21 protein-coding genes are annotated in these 21,310 nt (G+C 73.8%); 11 read left to right on the forward strand and 10 right to left on the reverse strand.

Going from position 1 to position 21,310, the window contains the following annotated elements; genetic code table 11:
* Positions 1 to 16: 16 nt before the first annotated feature.
* Genes J4557_RS30135 through J4557_RS30145 form a run of 3 tightly spaced genes read left to right on the forward strand, consistent with a single transcriptional unit; the run spans position 17 to position 2,874 of the window.
* Positions 17 to 601: a hemerythrin domain-containing protein gene (locus J4557_RS30135; RefSeq protein WP_208270130.1), complete on the forward strand. Its 585-nt coding sequence runs from the start codon at positions 17 to 19 to the stop codon at positions 599 to 601.
* Between the two features lie 18 nt (positions 602 to 619).
* Complete coding sequence (locus J4557_RS30140; RefSeq protein WP_208270131.1) at positions 620 to 1,390, forward strand: SDR family NAD(P)-dependent oxidoreductase; 771 nt, start codon at positions 620 to 622, stop codon at positions 1,388 to 1,390.
* 59 nt (positions 1,391 to 1,449) lie between these two features.
* A complete protein-coding gene (locus tag J4557_RS30145) occupies positions 1,450 to 2,874 on the forward strand; it encodes an MFS transporter (RefSeq protein WP_208270132.1) in 1,425 nt (474 codons plus the stop codon).
* 3 nt (positions 2,875 to 2,877) lie between these two features.
* On the opposite strand, the gene J4557_RS30150 is transcribed toward J4557_RS30145, so the two are convergent.
* A complete protein-coding gene (locus tag J4557_RS30150; RefSeq protein WP_208270133.1) occupies positions 2,878 to 3,189 on the reverse strand; it encodes a hypothetical protein in 312 nt (103 codons plus the stop codon).
* Positions 3,190 to 3,277: 88 nt separating this feature from the next.
* On the opposite strand from J4557_RS30150, the gene J4557_RS30155 reads away from it, so the two are divergent.
* From J4557_RS30155 to J4557_RS30165, 3 genes are all read left to right on the forward strand, one after another.
* Positions 3,278 to 4,069: a S1 RNA-binding domain-containing protein gene (locus J4557_RS30155; RefSeq protein WP_208270134.1), complete on the forward strand. Its 792-nt coding sequence runs from the start codon at positions 3,278 to 3,280 to the stop codon at positions 4,067 to 4,069.
* A complete protein-coding gene (locus tag J4557_RS30160; RefSeq protein WP_208270135.1) occupies positions 4,066 to 4,578 on the forward strand; it encodes a GNAT family N-acetyltransferase in 513 nt (170 codons plus the stop codon). The genes J4557_RS30155 and J4557_RS30160 overlap by 4 nt, the downstream gene beginning before the upstream one ends.
* 148 nt (positions 4,579 to 4,726) lie before the next feature.
* Complete coding sequence (locus J4557_RS30165) at positions 4,727 to 6,067, forward strand: carbohydrate-binding protein (RefSeq protein ID WP_243776560.1); 1,341 nt, start codon at positions 4,727 to 4,729, stop codon at positions 6,065 to 6,067.
* A 54-nt stretch (positions 6,068 to 6,121) separates the two neighbouring features.
* On the opposite strand, the gene J4557_RS30170 is transcribed toward J4557_RS30165, so the two are convergent.
* From J4557_RS30170 to J4557_RS30185, 4 genes are all read right to left on the reverse strand, one after another.
* Positions 6,122 to 6,721: a DUF305 domain-containing protein gene (locus J4557_RS30170; RefSeq protein ID WP_208270136.1), complete on the reverse strand. Its 600-nt coding sequence runs from the start codon at positions 6,719 to 6,721 to the stop codon at positions 6,122 to 6,124.
* A gap of 73 nt (positions 6,722 to 6,794) precedes the next feature.
* Complete coding sequence (locus tag J4557_RS30175; RefSeq protein ID WP_208270137.1) at positions 6,795 to 7,187, reverse strand: DUF6153 family protein; 393 nt, start codon at positions 7,185 to 7,187, stop codon at positions 6,795 to 6,797.
* Between the two features lie 56 nt (positions 7,188 to 7,243).
* Entirely contained in the window at positions 7,244 to 8,809 is a 1,566-nt protein-coding gene (locus J4557_RS30180) for an outer membrane protein assembly factor BamB family protein (RefSeq protein WP_208270138.1), read from the reverse strand.
* A gap of 3 nt (positions 8,810 to 8,812) precedes the next feature.
* Positions 8,813 to 9,694, reverse strand: coding sequence for a hypothetical protein (locus tag J4557_RS30185; protein WP_208270139.1), 882 nt, complete (start codon positions 9,692 to 9,694; stop codon positions 8,813 to 8,815).
* Between the two features lie 285 nt (positions 9,695 to 9,979).
* Between J4557_RS30185 and J4557_RS30190 the strand changes: the two genes are divergently transcribed.
* Together J4557_RS30190 and J4557_RS30195 are read left to right on the forward strand one after the other, a co-directional pair.
* A complete protein-coding gene (locus J4557_RS30190) occupies positions 9,980 to 11,446 on the forward strand; it encodes an MFS transporter (RefSeq protein WP_307800291.1) in 1,467 nt (488 codons plus the stop codon).
* A 123-nt stretch (positions 11,447 to 11,569) separates the two neighbouring features.
* Positions 11,570 to 12,172: a dihydrofolate reductase family protein gene (locus J4557_RS30195; protein WP_208270141.1), complete on the forward strand. Its 603-nt coding sequence runs from the start codon at positions 11,570 to 11,572 to the stop codon at positions 12,170 to 12,172.
* 8 nt (positions 12,173 to 12,180) lie between these two features.
* On the opposite strand, the gene J4557_RS30200 is transcribed toward J4557_RS30195, so the two are convergent.
* A complete protein-coding gene (locus J4557_RS30200; RefSeq protein ID WP_208270142.1) occupies positions 12,181 to 12,792 on the reverse strand; it encodes a TetR/AcrR family transcriptional regulator in 612 nt (203 codons plus the stop codon).
* Positions 12,793 to 12,901: 109 nt separating this feature from the next.
* Here J4557_RS30200 and J4557_RS30205 point away from each other — a divergent pair, with 109 nt between their 5' ends.
* Positions 12,902 to 14,383 (forward strand): amidase, encoded by a 1,482-nt coding sequence (locus J4557_RS30205; RefSeq protein WP_208270143.1) that lies wholly within the window; start codon positions 12,902 to 12,904, stop codon positions 14,381 to 14,383.
* Between the two features lie 76 nt (positions 14,384 to 14,459).
* On the forward strand, positions 14,460 to 15,728 hold the full coding sequence (locus J4557_RS30210; RefSeq protein WP_208270144.1) for an MFS transporter: 1,269 nt from the start codon (positions 14,460 to 14,462) through the stop codon (positions 15,726 to 15,728).
* Between the two features lie 12 nt (positions 15,729 to 15,740).
* On the opposite strand, the gene J4557_RS30215 is transcribed toward J4557_RS30210, so the two are convergent.
* The 4 genes from J4557_RS30215 to J4557_RS30230 all read right to left on the reverse strand — a co-directional run bounded on the left by J4557_RS30215 (position 15,741) and on the right by J4557_RS30230 (position 20,453).
* A complete protein-coding gene (locus tag J4557_RS30215) occupies positions 15,741 to 17,561 on the reverse strand; it encodes a S9 family peptidase (protein WP_208270145.1) in 1,821 nt (606 codons plus the stop codon).
* 204 nt (positions 17,562 to 17,765) lie between these two features.
* Positions 17,766 to 18,512, reverse strand: coding sequence for a hypothetical protein (locus J4557_RS30220; RefSeq protein WP_208270146.1), 747 nt, complete (start codon positions 18,510 to 18,512; stop codon positions 17,766 to 17,768).
* 88 nt (positions 18,513 to 18,600) lie between these two features.
* Entirely contained in the window at positions 18,601 to 19,524 is a 924-nt protein-coding gene (locus J4557_RS30225) for an RNA polymerase sigma-70 factor (RefSeq protein ID WP_208270147.1), read from the reverse strand.
* Complete coding sequence (locus J4557_RS30230; protein WP_208270148.1) at positions 19,521 to 20,453, reverse strand: NAD-dependent epimerase/dehydratase family protein; 933 nt, start codon at positions 20,451 to 20,453, stop codon at positions 19,521 to 19,523. The genes J4557_RS30225 and J4557_RS30230 overlap by 4 nt, the downstream gene beginning before the upstream one ends.
* 212 nt (positions 20,454 to 20,665) lie before the next feature.
* Between J4557_RS30230 and J4557_RS30235 the strand changes: the two genes are divergently transcribed.
* Positions 20,666 to 21,136: a hypothetical protein gene (locus tag J4557_RS30235; RefSeq protein ID WP_208270149.1), complete on the forward strand. Its 471-nt coding sequence runs from the start codon at positions 20,666 to 20,668 to the stop codon at positions 21,134 to 21,136.
* Positions 21,137 to 21,310: the final 174 nt, after the last annotated feature.

The raw sequence follows: 21,310 nt of genomic DNA on the forward strand, positions 1-21,310 counted from the left end.
GTTCGAGGAGGCAGCGATGGCAGACGTCTTCACGGTGCTGGCGAAGGATCACACCGAGGTCAAGCAGATGTTCACCGAGCTGGAGGCCGGCTCGGCCAACGCGTCGGAGGCGTCCGTCCGGGGCGAGGACGGGCGGCGCAGGCGCGGCGAGATGGTGCGGCGCCTCATCATCGAGGAGTCCAAGCACGAGGCCGTCGAGGAGGAGTACTTCTGGCCGGCCGTCCGCGAGCTGGTGGAGGACGGCGACCGGCTCGCCGACCACGCCATCGAGCAGGAGCAGACGGCGAAGAGGGAACTCGACGAGCTGAGGCGGCTGGACGCCGGCGACCGGAGGTTCGAGGAGCTGCTCGCGAACCACATCACCGACGCCCGCGAGCACATCGCCTACGAGGAGATGACGGTGTGGCCGGCGCTGCGCAGGGTCATCACCGACGAGCGGGCGGAGCGGCTCGGCGGCAAGCTCGAGCAGGCCAAGAAGACGGCGCCGACCCGCCCGCACCCGCACACCCCGCCGAAGCCGGGCGTCCTCAAGACCGCCGGGCCCGCCGTCGCGGCGGCCGACCGGCTCCGCGACAAGATCAGCGGCCGCGGCCGGACCTGACCGACGGGAGGAACGGCCATGACCGAGTCCACGCGGCTGGCCCTGGTCACCGGCGCGTCCAGCGGGATCGGGCGCGCGCTGGCGGACGAGTTCGCCCGGCACGGCTTCCACGTGATCATGGCGGCGGAGAACGCGGAGATCACCGCGGCGGCGGAGGCCGTCGGGGACGCGACGCCCGTCCGGGTGGACCTGGCGCGGCCCCGGGGGGTCGAGGAGCTGTACGCGGCGGTCGGGACGCGCCCCCTGGACGCGGTGGCGATCAACGCGGGCGTCGGCGTCGGCGGCGACTTCGCCCGCGACAACGCGCTCGCCGACGAGCTGAACCTGGTCGACCTGAACGTCCGGTCGGCCGTCCACCTGGCGAAGCTGGTGCTGGACGGCATGGTGCGCCGGGGTTCGGGGCGGCTGCTGTTCACCTCGTCGATCGCCGCGACGTCCCCCGGCCCGTACCTCGCCACGTACGCGGCGTCCAAGGCGTTCCTGTACTCCTTCGCCGAGGCGCTGCGCCACGAACTGCAGGGCACCGGCGTCACCGTGACCGCGCTGCTGCCGGGCCCGACGCGCACGAACTTCTTCGAGCGCGCCGGGGTGCTCGACACCAGGCTCGGCAAGTCCGGCAAGGACGACCCGGCGGAGGTGGCGCGGCAGGCCTACGACGCGCTCATGGCGGGCAAGGACCACGTCGTCACCGGGTCCGCGCGCAACAAGGTGCAGACCACGGCTTCCAGGGCCATGCCCGAGCCGGTCAAGGCGAAGATGCACGCGATGATGTCCAAGCCCGGCACCTAGGCCGGGGGCCTCCGCGCCAGGTCACATACCTGCCCCGCGATCGGGCAGGACGTCTCATCATGATCAGGGCGCGGGCTGCCCCACCGGGGTGGGGACGGGCGGTCGACGCCGTCACACGGCGGCTGGGCGGGCCCCGCCAGGCCCGCATCGTGCTGCTGCTCGCCTGCGTCCTCGCCCTCAACACCGCCGACTCCGGCGTCATCGGCGCGATCGTCGAGCAGCTGCGCACCTCCCTGCACATCGACAACACGCAGGTCGGCGTGCTGACCGCCGCGCCGGCGCTGGTCGGCGCCGTCGCGACCGTCCCGGTCGGCATGCTCACCGACCGCGTCCCGCGCGTGCCGCTGCTCGCCGGCAGCATCCTGCTGTGGAGCGCCGCGATGGTCGTCGGCGGCCTCGCCACCTCCTACGACTGGCTGCTGACGTCGCGGGTCGCGCTCGGCGCCGTCACCGCGACCGCCGGACCCACCGTCGCGTCCCTGACCGGCGACCTGTTCCCGAACCAGGAGCGGGCCGGCATCTACGGGCGGATCCTCGCCGGCGAGCTGATCGGCGCCGGGTTCGGCCTGGTCGTCGGCGGGAACGTCGCCGCCGCGCTGAGCTGGCGCGTGTCGTTCTGGTTCGTCGCGGCCCTCGGCGTCGCGCTCGCCGCGGCGGTCTGGCGGCTGCTGCCCGAGCCGGGACGCGGCGCGCAGGGCCCGGCCCGCTCCGCCGCGCGCGCCGGCGCCGAGGCCGCCCAGCGGGCGGTGGAGGAATCGGACGTGCGGCCCCGCCCGGAGAACGTGCTGACCAGCGACCCGTCCCGGATGACGCTGCTCCAGGCCGCCCGGCACGTCCTGCGCATCCGCACCAACGTGATCATCATCGTCGCGTCCTCCATCGGCTACTTCTTCTTCGCCGGGCTGCGCACCTTCGCGATCGTGTTCGTCCAGCACCGGTACGGCATCGGGCGCGCCGGGCTGAGCCTGCTCGTCCCCGTCATCGGCCTCGGCGCGCTCGCGGGCGTCCTCACCGCCGGCCGCCTCGCCGACCGCCTCGTCCGGCGCGGCCGGATCGCCGCCCGCGTGCTGGTGCCGAGCGTCGCCTACACCGCGTCCGCGCTGCTGTTCCTGCCCGGCCTGCTGACCACCTCGGCGTGGGTGGCGATGCCGCTGTTCTTCCTCGCCGCCGCCGCGCTGGCCGGCGCGAACCCGCCGCTGGACGCCGTCCGCCTCGACGTCGTCCACTTCGGGCTGTGGGGCCGTGCCGAGAGCATCCGCACGATCCTGCGGATGGCCGGCGAGGCGGTCGCGCCCGTCCTGTTCGGCTGGCTGTCCGGCGTGTTCGCGCCCGGCGACCACTCCGGCACGGGCCTGGACCGGGTGTTCCTGCTCGCGCTGATCCCGCTCCTGGTCAACGGCCTGATCCTGCTGCGGGCGCGGCGCGACTACCCGGCGGACGTCGCGTCCGCCATGGAGTCCGAACGGCGTTTCGCCGCCGGGTGACCCTCAGATCACCAGGCGCCTGGACACCAGCCCGTGCCCGACCTTCCCGCCGTGCCACAGGTCGAACCGGCAGCCCGCCGGGAACGCGCCGGGCCCCGCCGTCTCCGTCAGCAGCGTCATCGTCACGATGTGGTCGACGTCGCCCGGCCGCAGCGGCTCCCCGTCGTCGGTCGTCATGACGACCTTGTGGAACGCGTTCGGCTTCTGCTCGGCGCCCTTCTCGCGCAGCGTGAACGGGCAGCCCTCGGCGGGGAGGTCGGCCCCGATCGCCTGCTCGTCCAGCGAGACCAGCGCCTTGAACTTCGCCAGCTTCATCTCCGTCGCTCCTCCCACCCGGCGACCTCGTCCTTCCCTTCCATGCTTCCACCGAACGCGCGCCCTACCCCGTGAGACCATGATCACCATGCCCGAACCGGACATCGCCCCCCAGAACTTCCTCCGCACCCTGCGTCCCGGCGACCGGTGCGGCGGGGTCGTCGCGGACGACCGCCGCCAGGAACTCTCGGTGGTCCTCGACGGGTTCCCGGCCCGGCCCCTGGGCGTGGTCGGGCCGCTCGACCGGTCCTGGCGCGACCCGCGCGCACCCATCGAGCCCGGACGGCGGATCACCGCCGTCGTCCTCTCCGCGGATCCCGATCGCGGCAGGGCCTGGCTCTCGCTCGCCGCGACCGAGCATCCGGAGCTGTGGGCGTTCCTGGAGGGGCGGCGGACCGGGGAGCGGCTGCCGGGCGTGGTGGCGGCGATCGAGCGGTTCGGGGTCTTCGTCGACCTGGACGACGGTCCCCGCCACCCCGTCCACCCGGGCGTCGGCTTCGTCACGGTGCCCGAACTGTCGTGGCGCCGGCTCGACGCGCCGTCCGACGCCGTGCGGGTGGGGCAGCGGGTGACGTGCGAGTTCCTCCAGTTCGACACCACGAACGGCGAGGCCCGGCTGTCGCTGCGCGCGACACGGCCCGACCCGTTCCGGGCGTTCGCCCGCGGCCACCGGGCGGGGGACGTGCTGGACGGCACCGTGACCAAGGTCGTTCCGTTCGGGGCGTTCGTGCGCGTCGCGGACGGCATCGAGGGCCTGCTCCGCGACGTGCCGGACGGGGACGTCCGGGCGGGCGACGCCGTCGCCGTCGTGGTCGGCGAGATCGACGCCGAGCGGCGGCGGGTGGCATTCTCGGACCGGGCTCGAGGAGGACGCTCATGACGCTGGTGCGGGCCGTGCGCGCGGACGATCTGGACGGCGTGGCGGCGATCGCGGCGCATTACGTGCTGAACAGCACGGCGACGTTCGCGGAGACGCCGCAGACGGTCGCGGAGTGGCGGGAGCGGCTCGGCGACCTGGAGGGGCGGGGCCTGCCGTTCCTCGTCGCCGAGGCGGACGGCGAGGTGGCCGGGTACGCGTACGCGGGACCGTGGCGGCCGAAGCCGGCGTACCGGTACACCGTCGAGGACACGATCTACCTCGACCCGCGGCATCTCGGCAAGGGACTCGGGACGGCGCTGCTCGGCGAGCTCGTGGAACGTGCGGCGAAGGCGGGGATGCGGCAGATGATCGCGGTGATCGCCGACGCCGCCGGCGACGGGTCCGTGGCGCTGCACCGGCGCTTCGGGTTCGTCGAGGCGGGGCGGCTGAGCGACGTCGGGCACAAGCAGGGCCGGTGGATCAGCACGATCCTGATGCAGCGCGCCCTCGGCCCCGGAGCGGGCGCGTAGGGCCTTTCCGGCCGGGCCCGGCCGGGTTACCCTTCGCATGGCGTCCGTGCCGGTCGTTTGCGCCTCGACTTGGGAGGGTCCCGCACGCGGGACGGTTCGGCTCTGACACCGGCTCCTCTGTGTCCCGCTTTACCGAGGAGTCGTCCCGATGCAGTTCAAGCACAAGCGATGGTCCGCGGCAGCCGCCGCGCTCGCCTCGGCCGCCGCGGCGGTCGTCCTGTCGCTGGTCGCGCTGGTCGCGCTGTCGGCGCCGTCATCGGCGCGATCCGCCCCGTCGATCGCCTGCACGTACGCGGCGTGGGCGGAGGGCACCACGTACAAGGTCGGCGACAGGGTCACCTACAAGGGCGACGGTTACGAGGCGCTCGTGGCCCACACCGCCTACCCGGGCGCGAACTGGAATCCCGCGTCCACGCCCACGCTCTGGCGCGACCTGGGCGCGTGCGACGTCTCGACGCCCCCGACCACCCCGCCGACGACTCCCCCGACCAGCCCACCGACCACTCCGCCGACCAGCCCTCCGCCCGGGGACGGGACGTGCGCGGTGAAGTCCCGGCCCGCCGGCAAGGTCCTGCAGGGCTACTGGGAGAACTGGGACGGCGCGTCCAACGGCGTGCACCCGCCGTTCGGCTGGACGCCGATCGGCGACCCGGCGATCGGGCGGCACGGCTACAACGTGATCAACGCGGCGTTCCCCGTGATCCGGTCGGACGGCACCGTCCTGTGGGAGGACGGCATGGACTCGACCGTCAAGGTCGCCACCCCCGCCGAGATGTGCGCGGCGAAGGCGGCGGGCGCGACGATCCTGATGTCGATCGGCGGCGCCGCCGCGGGCATCGACCTGGGTTCGAGCAGCGTCGCGGACCGGTTCGTCCAGACGATCGTGCCGATCCTGAAGAAGTACGACTTCGACGGGATCGACATCGACATCGAGACGGGTCTGACCGGCGGCGGCAGCATCACCCAGCTGTCGGCGTCGCAGGCCAACCTGATCCGGATCATCGACGGCGTGCTCGCGCAGATGCCGTCGAACTTCGGGCTCACGATGGCCCCCGAGACCGCGTACGTCACCGGCGGCAGCGTCACCTACGGCTCGATCTGGGGCGCCTACCTGCCGATCATCAAGAAGTACGCGGACAACGGGCGGCTGTGGTGGCTGAACATGCAGTACTACAACGGCAGCATGTACGGCTGCTCCGGTGACTCGTACGCCGCGGGGACCGTGGAGGGCTTCGTCAAGCAGACCGAGTGCCTCAACAACGGCCTGACCATCCAGGGGACGACGGTGAAGGTGCCCTACGACAAGCAGGTTCCCGGGCTGCCCGCGCAGCCGGGCGCCGGCGGCGGCTACATGGCGCCGAGCCTGGTCGGCCAGGCGTGGAACCAGTTCGGCGGCGCCCTGAAGGGCCTGATGACCTGGTCCGTCAACTGGGACGGCTCGAAGGGCTGGACGTTCGGCGACAACGTGCGCGGTCTCCAGGGCCGCTGAGCGGCAGGAGGGGCGGCGGCCGGACGGGGGTTCCCGTCCGGCCGCCGTTCCGCGTTACTTCAGGAGGCCGCGCATCTTGGCGATCTCGGCGGTCTGCGTGCGGACGATCCTCGCCGCCAGCGCCTTGGCGTCGGCGTTCCGACCGGAGCGGATCTCGGCCCGCGCCATCGTCACGGCGCCCTGGTGATGCTCGATCATCATCCGCAGGAACGCCCTGTCGAAGGCGGCGCCCTTGAGGCCCTTGAGCGAGGTCATGTCCTTCTCGCTCATGATGCCGGGCATGTCGTGGTGCATGCCGGACATCGGGGCGGGCGCGCCCCAGTCCTTCAGCCAGCCGGTCATCGTCTCGATCTCCGGCGCCTGCGCCTTCTCGATGCCCGCGGCGAGCGTTTTGACCTGCGCGGACGCCGCGCGGGACGGGGCGAGCCCGGCCATCTCGACGGCCTGCCGGTGGTGCGGGATCATCATCTGCGCGAACATGACGTCCTGCTCGTTGTGCGCCGCCTGAGCGGCGGTCGCGGGCATGGACATGGACATGGACGGGGTCGCGGACGACTTGGAGCCGCCCTTGCCGCCGGAGTCGCCGGAGTCGCCGCACGCCGCGAGGGCGAAGGCCAGGGCGGGGACGGCGACGAGCGCGATTGCGCGTTTCACTGGGTCGAGCCTTTCGTGTGCCGGTTCATGACAGGTCCTCGCGGCACGCCGAAGCGGCGCGCCGGTGGGCCTGTCACAGCCGGAGCACGCTCAACCGGTGAAGGGACGGGCCGGGCGGGGAGCGTCCGCCGCGCGGCACGGGCGCCCGGACCGCCGGGCGCGCCGCGACCGCGACCCGCATCACCCGGAGAAGGCCGAACAGCAGCGCGACCAGCAGGGACACGAGCAGCGTCCCCAGGCACATCTGCCCGCTCGGATGGTCCGGGTGGTGGTCGCCCGGCGGGTCGCCGACCACCACGTGGTGGTGCGCCGGGCCGCCGGCGCTCGCCAGCGGGGCGGCGGCCATCTCCATCGGGCCGGGGGACGCCTGGAGGCCGTGCATGGCCATCAGCCCGGTGAAGAGCAGCAGCAGGCACAGCGGCGTCCCCCGATGGAAACGCCGCCGTGCCCGCTTCAGTGGTCCCACCGTCTCCCCGTCCCCGAAGTCGTTCCGGACCTCATGCTAGGACGGGACGCGGCGGGTCAGGACGGGGAGAACGCGTACAGCTTGTTGTTCTGCGCGCAGTCGTAGGTGCCGTCGGAGCAGAGCCCGAACCAGTATCCGGAGCCCCAGTAGACGGTCCCCGCGACGACGGCCGCGCCGCCGATCACGGCCCCGCCGCTGTCGAACCGCCACAGGACGCTGCCGTCGGCGGCGTTCAGCGCGAACATGGTGTCGGCCGCGCCGTTGATGCCGCCGGCGTAGACGACGCCGTTCGCCGCGCTGAGGAACCCGACGTCGAGCGTCCCGTACGGGTCGCCGACCTGCCAGAGGATCTTGCCGGTGGCGGCGTCGAGCGCCGCCCACGACCCGCCGTTGACGGTGGTCTTCGTCCCGTCCGCGCCGACGATGTCGTACTCCTCGTGCTCGGCGTTGCCGATGCCGACGTAGATCCGCCTCCCGTCGGTCGCCGAGCCCCATTCCATGCCGCCGAGGTCGCTGCCGGGGCCGACCTGGGTGTGCCAGATCTCCTTTCCGGTCGCGGGGTCGAGCGCCCAGTAGATGCCGCTCTTCTGGCCGATGCCGAGGATGCTGCGCAGGTGCCCGCCGTCGGCGACCTGGTAGAGGTTCGGCGCGGACCCGAAGTCGAAGTCGGGGCCGCAGGTGTCGCAGTCCTCCGTCCCGACGTCGGCGGTCAGCGTCTTGAACGACCAGTCGACGGCGCCGGTCCGCAGGTCGAGGGCGACGACGGAGTCGGTGTAGTTGTCGTCCGGGCCCTGCTCGCAGTCCTGCTGCCCGGGGCGGGTGCAGACGCCGTCGGGCACCGTGTAGTTGTTGCCGGTCGTCACGAACAGCCGCCCGGTGGTGTTGTCGACGGCGAAGGAGCCGCCCCACACCGAGTTGCCGGTGTACCCGTCGGGCGCCATGTACCGCCGCCACCGGACGGCGCCGGTCACCGCGTCGAGCGCCACGACGCTGCCGCGGAACCGCACGGGGTGGCCGTCGCCGAACTCGACGCGGCTCGCCGTCCCGACGTAGACGGTGTCGCCGTTCACGACCGGCGACGTCGTCACCATCGCGGCGGGGTCGGCGTCGATCAGCGTGCTCCAGCGCTTCGCGCCGGTGAGCCGGTCGGCGGCCATGACGCGGGCGCCGGCGTCGGACGGCACGCTGGACACGCCGTCGCCGAACACGATCTCCGTCCCGGCGACGGCCGGGCTCGTCCGGGACACGTCGCCGGACACGCCGCTGTAGTCGGACACCGGGCGCTGCCAGCGGACGGCACCGGTGAGCGCGTCCACCGCCGACAGCTTCCCGCCGTAGTCGGGCACGTAGACGGTTCCGAGCGACACCGTCGGCGTCGCGGCCACGTTGCCGGCCAGCGTCGCCGACCACCGCGGCTTGAGCCGCGAGGCGTTGCCGGGCGAGATGACCGTCTCGGTCGCCGCGTACCGGGTGTTGGCCACGTTCTGGCCCGCGACCGTCCAGCCGGCGACGTACGGGACCGCACCGGACGGCGCCGCCGACGCGGACGGGAGCGCGAGCAGCGCGGCGGCGAGGGCGGCGGCACCGGCCAGGGCCTTGCCGCGGATGCGTGCACGGGCCATCGCTCAGCCCTCCGCGATGTAGGCGTGGACGATGCCCATCACGTCGTTCCTCGCGGCGGGCGAGTCGTAGTAGCTGGTGACGGTCAGCCGGTCGCCGAACCGGACCGTCGCGAGCGGGTCGCCGGAGCAGGTGCCCATCTTCACGATGGTCCGCATCCCGCCCATCGTGTCGTAGGTGGCGGGCGAGTCGCAGATCAGCGTGCCGGTCGAGTCGTCGGTCGCCTTCACGTGGACGCCGCCGGCGTGCTGGTGGCCGTTGGCGAACACGACGCGGCCGGCGACCGTGGACGTCCAGCTCCAGGTGTGCGTGCTCGGCCCGGCCGGGACGCTGTAGTCGGAGGTGAGGCAGCCGCCCGCGTCCAGCCACAGCGACCGCACCGGCGTGGTGGCCCCGGCGGCGGCGATGGTGTATGTGATGGAAATGTAGACCGTCTTCGGTTCCGCCGAGTAATTCATCAGATCGGTCAGCATGGCCCAGCGGTCATAGCTTTTCACCGGCAGCCCGTAACCGTCCGGCATGGTCTTCTCGGTGCGCTCGTCGCCGGACGCCCAGATCCGGTCGCCGAGCGGGCTGAACGGGCAGACGGTGTCGTGCGCGGCCAGGTTCGAGATGACGAAGTGGTGCAGCATCGGGCCGCTGTTCATGTCGGCGGTGCTGCCGTCGGCGTACACCAGGTCCGGTTTCTCGCCGACGATGTCGCAGTTGGAGCAGGGTTTCGGCGCCGCCGACACCACGTTCGGCAGCTCGCCGGGACGGTCCATGGTGCCGCCCGGGATCGTCCACGGGCCGTACCTCACCGTCACCGTCTGCGTGGCCGGGGCGGCGGCCAGCGCATGCCCCGTCCCGGCGAGGGCCGCCATGAAAGCGACCATCGCCACGATCATCGTTCGGAGTCTTCGACGCACTTCGATCACCCCATTCTGGGCTCGGCGCGAATTCCACCCGGAATTGCGTGCGGCCCGAACGTACGGCCGCCTCCGCGTCCCGCCATCGGCGAAATCACCGGCCGCCCCGCCATTGCGCGGACGCCCAGCGGGAGGCCCGCCGGAGGCTGCCGCCGCACACCGCGTGCCGCGCCGGCACGGCGAATGGAAGCCGATGACCTGCTGATTCACATGACTCCGTCAACTCGAAGTTTGATCAGGTGCCGTTCGGCAATCGGAGTCTCCGTGACAGAGCTACGCACGGAAAAGGGCGTCGTCGACACGCGGATCCCCGCGCGGCTGGACCGGCTGCCGTGGGCGCGCTGGCACTGGATGATCGTCATCGGGCTCGGCACCGTCTGGATCCTGGACGGCCTCGAGGTCACGATCGTCGGCAACCTCGCGCCCCAGCTCGCGAAGCCGGGCAGCGGCGTGGCCATCACCGCCGGCCAGGTGTCGGGGTTCGGCGCCGCGATCTACGTGACCGGCGCGTGCCTCGGCGCGCTGTTCTTCGGCTGGCTGACCGACCGGTTCGGCCGCAGGAAGCTCTTCATGATCACGCTGCTGGTGTACCTGGCGGGCACCGCGATGACCGCGCTGTCGTGGACGGCGTGGTGGTTCTTCCTGTGCCGGTTCATCACCGGGTTCGGCATCGGCGGCGAGTACGCGGCGATCAACTCGGCGATCGACGAGCTGATCCCGAGCAAGCACCGCGGCCGGATCGACATCGTCATCAACGGCAGCTACTGGCTCGGCGCCGCCGCGGGCGCGCTGCTCACCATCCCGATCCTCGGGCGGTTCGCGGTGGACGTGGGGTGGCGGCTGGCGTTCGCGCTCGGGGTCGTCCTCGGGCTGGTGGTGCTGCTCGTCCGGCGGCACGTCCCGGAGAGCCCGCGCTGGCTGATCATCCACGGCCGGACGCGGCAGGCGGAGCAGCTGGTCGGCGACGTGGAGGAGACGGTCCGCGACGAGACCGGCGGCCGCCTGCCGGAGCCCGGCGCGTCGATCCGCATCCACCAGCGCAGGAGCCTCGGGTTCGGGCTCATCGCGAGGACGCTGTGGCGGCGGTACCCGAAGCGGACGATCCTCGGGTTCGCGCTGTTCATCGGGCAGGCGTTCCTCTACAACGCGATCACCTTCGGGTTCGCGGACATCCTGAGCACGTTCTTCCGCATCGACACCGACACCGGCTACTTCTACGCGGTCATCGCGGCCGGGAACTTCCTCGGCCCGCTCCTGCTGGCGCCGCTGTTCGACAGCTGGGGCCGCAAGCCGATGATCAGCGGCACGTACGTGCTGTCGGGCGCCCTCCTGCTCGTCACCGCGTACCTGTTCGACCAGGGGCACCTGACCGCGACGACGCTGACGGCCTGCTGGTGCGCGGTCCTGTTCTTCGCGTCCGCCGGAGCCAGCTCGGCGTACCTGACGGTCAGCGAGGTCTTCCCGATGGAGACGCGCGCGCTGGCCATCGCGTTCTTCTACGCGATCGGCACCGCGGCGGGCGGGATCTCCGGGCCGCTCCTGTTCGCCAAGCTCGTCGGGACGGGCGTGCCCCGCGACACCGCGATCGCGTTCGCCGTCGGCGCCGTCCTGATGATCGCGGCCGGGCTGGTGGAGGCGGTCCTCGGCGTCAAGGCCGAGCGCAAGGGCCTGGAGGACATCGCGCAGCCCCTCACCGCGCAGGAGCCCGCGGAACCCCTCACCGCGCAGTAGCGGGCGCTTCTCGACACGCCCGCCGAAGAATTCTTCGGCAGGCGTGTCGAGAAGCGCGCGCGGGCACCGACCAACGGGTGAGAGGCGCCGCAAGGGGTGCCGAGCACCGAGGGAGACGGTCCCATGAGCATGGTCACCTGCGACATCGCGATGTCGGTGGACGGCTACGTCGCCGGCCCGAACCAGAGCCTGGAGAACCCGATCGGCGAGGGCGCCGAGGACCGGCTGCACCGCTGGATGTTCGAGCAGCCCGAGGCCAACGCCGAGGAGCTGGAGGCGATCACCGCCGCGGGCGCGTTCATCATGGGCCGCAACATGTTCGGCCCCGACCGCGGCGACTGGGACCTCGACTGGACCGGCTGGTGGGGCGACGAGCCCCCGTACCACGCGCCTGTGTACGTCCTCGCCCACCGCCCGCGCGGACCCGTCGAGATGCGGGGCGGCACGACGTTCCACTTCGTCACCGACGGCATCGAGTCCGCCCTGGCGCGGGCGCGCGAGGCGGCGGGCGACGCGGACGTCGCGGTCGCCGGCGGCGCCTCGACCGTGAACCAGTACCTCGCCGCCGGGCTGATCGACGAGCTGCGCCTGCATGTCGCCCCGGTCGTCCTCGGCGCCGGCGAGCGGCTGTTCACCGGCGTCGGCTCCCTGGATCTGGAGCCCGCCGGCGTGCGGCACACCGGCATGGTCACGCACCTCACCTACCGTCCCCGCCCGGCTCGCTGACCCGCCGGTCAGGGGTGGAGGGCGGCCAGTTCGGCGGCGAAGCCCCGGATGAGGGCGGCCAGGCCGGCCTCGAAGGCCAGGTCGCGGTGGCCGGGCGGGGCGTGCAGCATCGGTTCGAGCCCGGCCGGGACGTCCTCGCCGGGGAGGGGGCCGCCGGGCGGGTCGTCGAGGACGAGGACGGAGCCGAGCAGGAAGTACTCGACCGCGTGCACCAGCGGCAGGAGCCGCTCCTCGGGCCAGCCGGCCCGGCGCAGGACGGTGAACGCGCCGGCGTAGGCGCGCAGCGCCGCCCGCGACCGGACGGGCCGCGCGGCCAGCAGCGGGACGGCGCGCGGGTGCGCGGCGAAGGCGGCGCGGTAGGAGCGGGCCCAGCCGTCCACCGCCGCCGTCCACGGCGTGATGGTCGGGTCGAGCGTCATCTCGCCGACGATCAGTTCGCGGATGCCGTCGACGACCTCGTCGCGGCCGGAGATGTGGTTGTAGAGCGACGGGCCCTTGACGCCCAGCGCGGCGGCGACGCGGTTGACCGACAGGGCGTCGGCGCCGTGCTCGTCGACCAGCGCGAGCGCGGCCCGCATGATCGCCTCGCGGGTCACCAGCCGGCGCGGCGGCCTGCCCATGCGCCTCTCCCCCGATCCGCCCCGAGTCCGCCTCTCGACGGCGGACGGCGGCCAGTGTAATGTCCCCCCGACGCTAAAACTATGACTTCTAGTTTTACGGAGGGGTGCCGTGGAGTACGCCGAGTACCGCGCCCGCGACGCGGTCGGGCTGGCCGCGCTCGTCACCGCCGGCGAGACGACCCCGGCCGAGCTCCTGGACGCCGCGATCGCGCGCGCCGAGGCCGTCGACCCTCGGATCAACGCGATCGTCCGGCCCATGCACGACCTCGCGCGGACCCGCGCCGCCGAGCCGCTGACCGGACCGTTCGCCGGGGTGCCGTTCCTCCTCAAGGACCTGTCGCAGGACTACGCCGGGCTGCCCACCGGCAGCGGCAACCGGGCGCTCCGCGACGTCCCCGCCGCCGAGCACGCCGAGGTCGTCCGCCGGTGGCTGGACGCGGGGCTCGTCGTGTTCGGCAAGACCAACACCCCCGAGTTCGGTGCCAAGGGGATCACCGAACCCGAGGTGAACGGCCCCACCCGCAACCCGTGGGACCTCGCCCGCACCCCCGGCGGGTCGTCCGGCGGGTCCGCCGCCGCGGTCGCCGCCGGGATCGTCCCGGTCGCGGGCGCCAACGACGGCGGCGGCTCGATCCGCATCCCGGCGGCCTGCTGCGGGCTGTTCGGCCTCAAGCCCGGCCGCGGCCTCGTCCCCGCCGGGCCGTCGTACGCCGAGCACCTGCACGGCGCGGCCGTCGACGGCGTCGTCTCCCGGACCGTCCGCGACAGCGCCGCGATGCTCGACGTGCTCACCGCGGCCCCCGACCCCGGCGGCCCCTACCTGCCCACCAAGCCCGACCTGCCCTACGCGGAGCTGGCGCGGCGCCCGCCCGAGCGGCTGCGCATCGGCTTCGCCACCGAGTCGCCGCTCGGCACCGAGGTCGACCCGCAGGCCGTCGCCGCCGTCGAGGACGCGGCCCGGCTCCTGGAGGGCCTCGGCCACGACGTCGAGCCCGCGGCGACCGGCATCGACGAGCGGCGCCTCGCGTTCGACTTCCTGGCGATGTGGTCGACGCAGCTCGCGTACACGGTCGACGAGATCCGCCGCGCGACCGGCGCGTCCCGCACGGCGTTCGAGCTGGACACCCATCTCGTCGCGGCCGCCGGACGCGTCCGGTCCGCGCCCGCCTACTTCGCCGCCCACGAGCGCTGGAACACCTACGGCCGGCAGCTCGCGGCGTTCCACTCCCGCTACGACCTGCTGCTCACCCCGACCCTCGCCAGGCCGCCGATCCGCATCGGCGAGCTCGACACGCCCGCCCCGCTGCGCGCCGTCGGCCGGGCCGCGCTCGCGCTCGGCCTCGCCGGGCCGCTGACCCGGACGAAGCAGTGGCGGGACGCCGTCATCGCCAACCTCGCGCCGGTCCCCTACACGCAGCTCGCCAACATCACCGGGCGCCCGGCGATGAGCGTCCCGACCTACCGGACGCCCGGCGGCCTGCCGCTCGGCGTGCAGTTCGTCGGCCCCCTCGGCGGCGAGGGCGTGCTGCTCGCGCTGGCCGCCCAGCTGGAGGCCGAGCGCCCCTGGTCCCACCTGGAACCGCCGCTCTGACGGATGGCGGGATCTTAACGGTGATCGGCGGTCCCGCCGCTTCCGCGGCGCGGGCGCCGGATCCGATGCTGTGCGCATGTCGAACGACGTCCGCGCGCGGGACGGCCGCCGCGCCTGGCGGGACTTCCGGCTGCTGTGGAGCGGCCAGAGCGTCAGCCTGATCGGCGACCAGGTCTTCCTCCTCGCGCTGCCGCTCACCGCGCTCCAGGAACTGCACGCCGGCACGATGCGGATCGCCCTCGTCGCCGCGCTCGGGAAGCTGCCGTTCCTGCTGATCGGGCTGCCCGCCGGGGTCTGGGTCGCGCGGCTCGGCATGCGCCGCTCCATGCTCGGCGCGGACCTCGTGCGGGCCCTCGCCGTCCTGTCGCTGCCGGCCGCCGCGTGGGCGGGTGCGCTGACACTGCCGCACCTGATGCTCGCCGCCCTGGTCACCGGCGTCGGCATGGTGTTCTTCCAGGTCGCCTACCAGTCGTACACGCCCACGCTGATCACCGACGACGGGCGGCTGCACGCGGCGAACACCCGGCTGTCGCTCTCGGAGTCGACCGCGCTGCTCGCCGGTCCCGGCATCGCCGGGGCGGTCGTCACCGCCCTCGGCGCGGTGCGGGCGCTGCTCACCGACGCGTCCAGCTACGCCGTCAGCGTCGCGACGCTCGCGCTGATCCGGCACCGCGAGCCGCCGCGCGAGCCCGCCGGCGAGGCGCGCCCGCTCCTGCGGGACGTCGGCGACGGGCTGCGGTTCGTGGCCCGGCACCCCGTCCTGCGGCCGATCATGGTGTGCGGCGCGCTCTACAACCTGGGCGTCGCCATGTACGACTCGCTCATCGCGGTGTTCGCCGTCCGGCACCTCGGCCTGCACGCGTGGGCGCTCGGCGCGGCCCTCGCCCTCGGCGGCGCCGGGTTCCCGCTGGGCAGCCTCATCGCCCGGCGCGTGTCGGACCGCGCGGGCATCGGGCCGTCCCTGGCGCTCGCCGGCGTCCCTTCCGTGCTCGGCCTCGCCCTGGGCGCGGCGGCGTCGGGGCCGTGGCCCGCCGCCGTGCTCGCGGCGGGCACCTTCGTCAACGGCGTCGGGCAGGGCGTGTTCGCCGTCAACGCCATCACCATCCGGCATCTCGCCACGCCCCCGGAGCTCGCCACCCGCGCGACGGCCGTCCACCGCTTCCTCACCTGGGGCGCGCTGCCCGTCGGCTCGGTGATCGCCGGGGCCGTCGGGTCCGCGTTCGGCCTGCGGACGGCGATGGTGACCGCCGCCGCGACGTCCGCCCTGTGCCTGATCCCGCTGCGGTCCCGCCCGCTGCTCCGCACGCGGCGGCTGCGGCGTTCCGCCGTCCCGCAGACGGCGTGACCCGGCCGCGGATCAGCCGATGAGGTGGTCGCACAGGAACCGCGCGATCTCCTCGTAGGCGAGCAGCTCGTTCTCGCGGTCGGTGAACCCGTGCCCCTCGTCGTCGAAGACCCGGTACCGGACGTCGACGCCGCGGCTCCGCAGCCGGTCGACGAGCCGGTCCGACTCCGCGCGCGGGACCCGCGGGTCGCGGGCGCCCTGCAGCACCAGCAGCGGCGCGGTGATCGTGTCGGCGTAGGTGATCGGCGACCGCTGCCTGAGGTCCCCGGCGTCGGTCTCGGGGTCGCCGAGGACGGCCGCGACGAAGTGCTTCCAGGTCGGCGGGCAGGCCCGGGCGAGCGCGACGAGGTTCGCGGGCCCGCACAGCGACACCCCGGCCGCCCACCGGTAGGGCAGCCTCGCCAGGCACGACAGCGCGGCGAACCCGCCGTACGAGCCGCCCATCACGGCGATGCGCGCGGCGTCGACGCCGGGCTCCGACCGCAGGTGGCAGACCGCGTGGTCGAGGTCGTCCAGGTCGAACCCGCCCCAGTTGCGGTGGACGAGCCTCTGGTGCCGGGCGCCGTAGCCGGTGGACCCCGCGATGTTCGGCGCGAGGATCGCGATGCCCTGCGCGAGAAGGTGCTGGTAGAGGCCCGAACGGAGGTACTGGGGCCGTTCCTGCGCCTCCGGGCCGCCGTGGATCGACAGCAGGACGGGGTGCGGCTCCGGCGTGCGCGGCCGGTAGTACAGCGCGTGGACGTACCGTCCCGCCGACGACGGGTAGACGACCGGCTCCGGCTCCACCGGCTCCACCGCCCCCGCCTTGAACGCGGGCGGGCGGGCGTCGGTGAGGTAGCGGACGCCGTCCGCCGCGTCCAGGACGGCGATCTCGGCGGGCCGGGTGGCGGTGTCGAGCAGGACGACCAGCGGCTCGGCGCGCGGCGCGAGCGCCAGCGCGGAGACGACGCCCGGCGGGACGTCGGGGAGCGGCAGCGGGTGGTCGGCGTGGCGCGCGTGCAGGACGGAGCACCCGTCCTCGTTGACCGACCAGACGAGCGTCTCGCCCGCGACCTCGATGCGCTCCACGTCCCAGTCGTGCTGGGCGACCGGTTCGAGGCTCCCGGTGGCCAGCCGGTAGAACGCCCCGGCGACGAACTCCCCCCACAGGTCCGTGCGCAGGTAGAAGCCCGTGGAGTCGGCCGCCCACGGGCCCGGCTCGAACAGCCCGTCGCCGTGGTCGGCGGTGACGCACACCGGTGCGGCGGACGCGTCCCGCAGGTCGGTCAGGTACGCGGCGACCCTGGTGTGGGACCGGAACCCGCCGGTCAGCAGCCACCGCCCGTCCGGGGAGATCCCGACCGGCTGGAAGACCACGCCCGGCGGCGGCTCGATCCGCCGCTCGGTGTCCTCCGCGAGGTCGCGGACGAGCACGTCCTGGACGGTCTCGTCGCGGTCGTTCGCCGCGTAGACCAGGCGGCGCCCCTCGGCGTCGAACGGCGCGGCGGGCAGGACCCGCTGGCACCGCGGGCCCGCGCCGATCTCGACGGGGCCGCCGGCGCCCGGCCGGCCGCCGTCGCCGTCCAGGTCGAGGCGGTACAGCCGGTACTGCTCGTCGCCGTCGCGGTCGGCGGTGAAGACGAGGCTCTTGCCGTCCGGGGCCCACGCGATCCGCCGGACGGCCCGGTCGGGCAGCCGGGTCAGCCGCCGGGGCACGCCGCCCGCGACGGGCACCGTCCACAGGTCGAAGCGCCCGGCGGCGTTGCTCGAGTAGGCCACGGTGCCCGCGTCGGGAGACAGCGCCAGGGTCGGCTGGAAGCCTTGGCGCGGGACGAAGTCGCGGTAGCCGGGCATGGAGCCCTCCAGGGTCGGCCGGAATACCTGATCCGCAGCGCGGAGGCGGCCGGGCCGGGCCGCCCGGGGCACCACAGGAGCCCCAGTGTCCACCCGATCACCTTCAGGCACAGAGAGTAGCCGGACGGAGCGCGAGCGTCACATGACCGCTCGGGTGAGGTTATTCGGCCGCGCCCGCCTGCGTCATCGAGCCGGCCGGATCGGTCACCGGACCGTGACGCGGACGCTCCCGTACGCGAAACGGCCGTCCGCGCCGGACTCGACCGCGACGATCAGGGCCGGGCCGGGACGCAGCGGCTCGTCGAACGGCTCGTCGCGGCCGTCGGGACGGCGGATCGCCCCCACGGCGCCGAACGTCACCCCGCCCGCCTGCACGGCGACGTACGCCGGCGGACGGCCGGTCGCGGCGCGCATCGCCGGGCGGGCGTCCAGCTTCGCGCGCGCCGCCGGTTCGAGGATGCGGACGGTCGCGGCGGGCGCGGGATCGACCCGCCCGTCGGCGGAGCCGTCGGCCCGCGAGTGGACGACGACGGCTCCGGCGGGCCGCAGGGTCCGCTTCTCGACGAGCAGGTACAGGAACGCGCTGGGGGTGCCGCGGCCCTGCGTGATCCTGTCGACGAGGGTCCATTTCGCGGGGCCGTGCGGGTCCGGGGCGATGCGGGCCAGCGCCGCCCGCAGGCCGCGCGGCGATCCGTACCGCCGCTGCGACTCGGGCGTGAGCAGCCGCCATGCCTTCCCGGCGTCGCGGTGCGCCGCGGCGTCCTGCCAGCCGCGGGGCACGCCCTCGATCCCGCTGGTGTCCGGCGGCGGCTTGCAGCCGCAGATGTGGGGCCGGGCGGGCTCGTCCAGGACCGTCACCACGGTCACCGCCGCCCCGGCGACGACGATCAGGACCGCGGCGATCACCCAGGGGAGCCGGCCGCGCCGGAACGGCAGCTTCCGAATGTTCATCCGGTTTCCCCCATGTGCTCGCGGACGCCCGGGATCAGACGGTCCGGCCCGCGCGGGGGTTCCGCCGGTGAGGGCGCGAGGCGGGCCGTCAGCCGGGGGTCCGGTGCACCCGGGCCGTCTCCCGGACGACCGCCCAGGCGTCCGCGACGGGCCCCACATGCCCGAGCTTGTCCGGGTTGAGCACCGTGCGGATCATCTGGATCCGCCCGTCGAGGATGTCCAGGGACCACGTGTTGACGACCCTGCCGTCCCGGTCGCGGAACACCGCGCCCGGCTGGCCGTTCACCTCGCACGGCTCCACCGCGCCGCCGATCTCCAGGAACGGCCGGACGAGCGTGGCGAGCGCGTAGGCCACCTTCGCGGCCCCGGCGACGCCCTCGCCCCACCGGGGCGCCTTGCCGCCGCTGTCGCTGACCAGCCGCGCGTCGGCGGCGAGCAGCTCCCGCAGCCTGTCGACGTCCCCTTCGGTGAAGGCGTCGAAGAAGCGTCCGGCGAGCTCCTCGCGCTCGCGCCGGTCCGCCTCGTACCGCGGACGTCCCGCGTCCATGTGGCGGCGCGCGCGCACGGCGAGCTGGCGGCACGCCGCCTCCGACCTCCCCACCGCCGACGCGACCTCCGGGAAACCGAACCCGAACACCTCCCGCAGCACGAACACCGCCCGCTCCAGCGGGCTGAGCCGTTCGAGGAGCAGCAGGGCCGCCATGGACAGCGAGTCGGCCAGCTCCGCCGACCGCTGCGGGTCCTCGTAGGGGTCCGCCAGCAGCGGCTCGGGGAACCACAGCCCGACGTACTGCTCCCGCCGGACGCGGGCCGAGCGCAGCACGTCGATCGAGATCCGCGTCACCACGGCCGACAGGTACGCCTTCGCCGAGGCGGGCCGCGCCGCCGCACCCTCGTACCGCAGCCACGTCTCCTGGACCGCGTCCTCGGCCTCGCTGACGCTGCCGAGGATCCGGTAGGCGATCGAGAACAGCAGCGGCCGCAGCTCCTGGAACTCCTCGGCCCGGCTCACGCCAGTTCCTCCTTGAAACCCTGCCGCCACGACGGGTAGCGCGGCTTCCAGCCCAGCTCCCGCTTGGCCTTGGCGTTGGAGAACCCCCGCCCCTCCGTCATCATGATGACGGCCTGGTCACCGGCGAGCAGCCGGGCCAGCCACACCGGGACCCGTATCGGCCGCTTCGCCCCCGCGCACGCGGCCAGGTGGGGCAGCCATTCGCTCGCCGGGGCGGGCTCGTCGTCCACGATGTTGAACACGCCCCGCGCCTTGCGCTCCACGGCCAGCACGGTGGCGCTCGCCGCGTCGTCGAGATGGATCCACGAACTGTACCCGGTGCCGCGCCCGACGAGCGGGTACTGCCGCTTGCGGACCAGTTCCACCTGGTCGTCGATGGCGCCCGGACCGTAGAACGCCCCGTACCGCAGCACCGCGCCGCCCACCCGGAGGACCTCGTCCTCGACGTGCCGCATCGCCTCCATCCCGACCTGCGCCGCCGTCCCCTCCAGCAGGTCGAGCGGGTCCTCCTCGGTCTTCACCCAGCCGCCCTCGCGGACGCCGTTCCAGCTCGCGTAGCCCTGCGCGACGACATGCGGCACGCCGGTCGCCTCGACGGCGGCCAGCAGGTGGTCGGTCCCCTCGGTGCGCAGCCGGTTGGTGAGCGCGAACCAGCGGTCCGGGTGCTTGATGTCCGGCTTCCCGGCGTGCGCCATCGAGATCGCCGTCATCTGGTGGACGACCGCGTCCGGCCGGGCGGCCGCGACGGCCTCGCCGACGGACGCCGCGTCCAGCCCGTCCATCACGACGGGCTCGGCGCCGAGGCGCTCCAGCAGGTCGAGCTTGGCGGCGCTCGTCGTCGTCGCCGTCACCTGGTGGCCCCGCGCCACGAGTTGCGGCACCAGCCGCTGCCCGAGAACCCCGCTCCCGCCTGCCACGAATACGCGCATGACCTTCCCCTTCCCGCTTCCGGTCCGTCCTTTCGGACCCGAGACGAGACAGCCCCGGCCGCCTGTGACACGGCCCCGGTCCGGGGGTCGGCACGCCGCCGCCCACAGGGGTTCGCGCATGCTGGTCGACCTCCACCGGACCCCGCATTGACCTGCGGTTTCGGCGACACCCGCACGGTTTGGCCGGGAGGGCGGCGGGGAGCCCGGCAATTATGAACAAATCCACCATTTCCACCACACTCGGGGCCGCAGTGCTCGCGGCCGGTGCGCTGGCCCCCGCCGGGGCCGCCCACGCGACGACGAGCCCGAGCCCGAGCGCGAAGACCACGACCGTCACCGTGACCGAGAAGGAGTTCACGCTGACGCCGTCCATGACCAACCTCAAGCCGGGCGCGTACACCTTCGTCGCCAAGAACGTCGGCACGACGGTGCACGGGCTGGCCATCTCCGGCCCGGGCATCAGCGGCACGAAGATGATCACGGGCGTCAAGCCCGGCTCCACCGGGATGCTGAAGGCCGTCCTCAAGTCCGGCACGTACCAGATGTGGTGCCCCGTCGACAACCACAAGGGGCTCGGCATGCACACGCAGCTGACCGTCTCCGGCGCCGGTGGCGGCGGCGCGCCGACGAGCCCGTCGCCGACGACGCCGGCGCCCACCACGAGCAAGCCCGGCGGGTACTGACCGCCGGGCTTGCCGCACACGTCGGCGGACAGCGCCGTCCGCCGGCACCGGGCTTGACGGGGACGGAGGCCGCCACCGCCCACCGGCCCCGCCAAGCCCCCTTCCTTTCCCGCCGCGCTCCCGCGGAGGCACCCGCGAGTAGCGCCGTCACCTCGTCCACGGGGCTCCCTCAAG

It is taken from the genome of Actinomadura nitritigenes (assembly GCF_017573545.1).
Classification (GTDB): Bacteria; Actinomycetota; Actinomycetes; order Streptosporangiales; family Streptosporangiaceae; genus Spirillospora; species Spirillospora nitritigenes.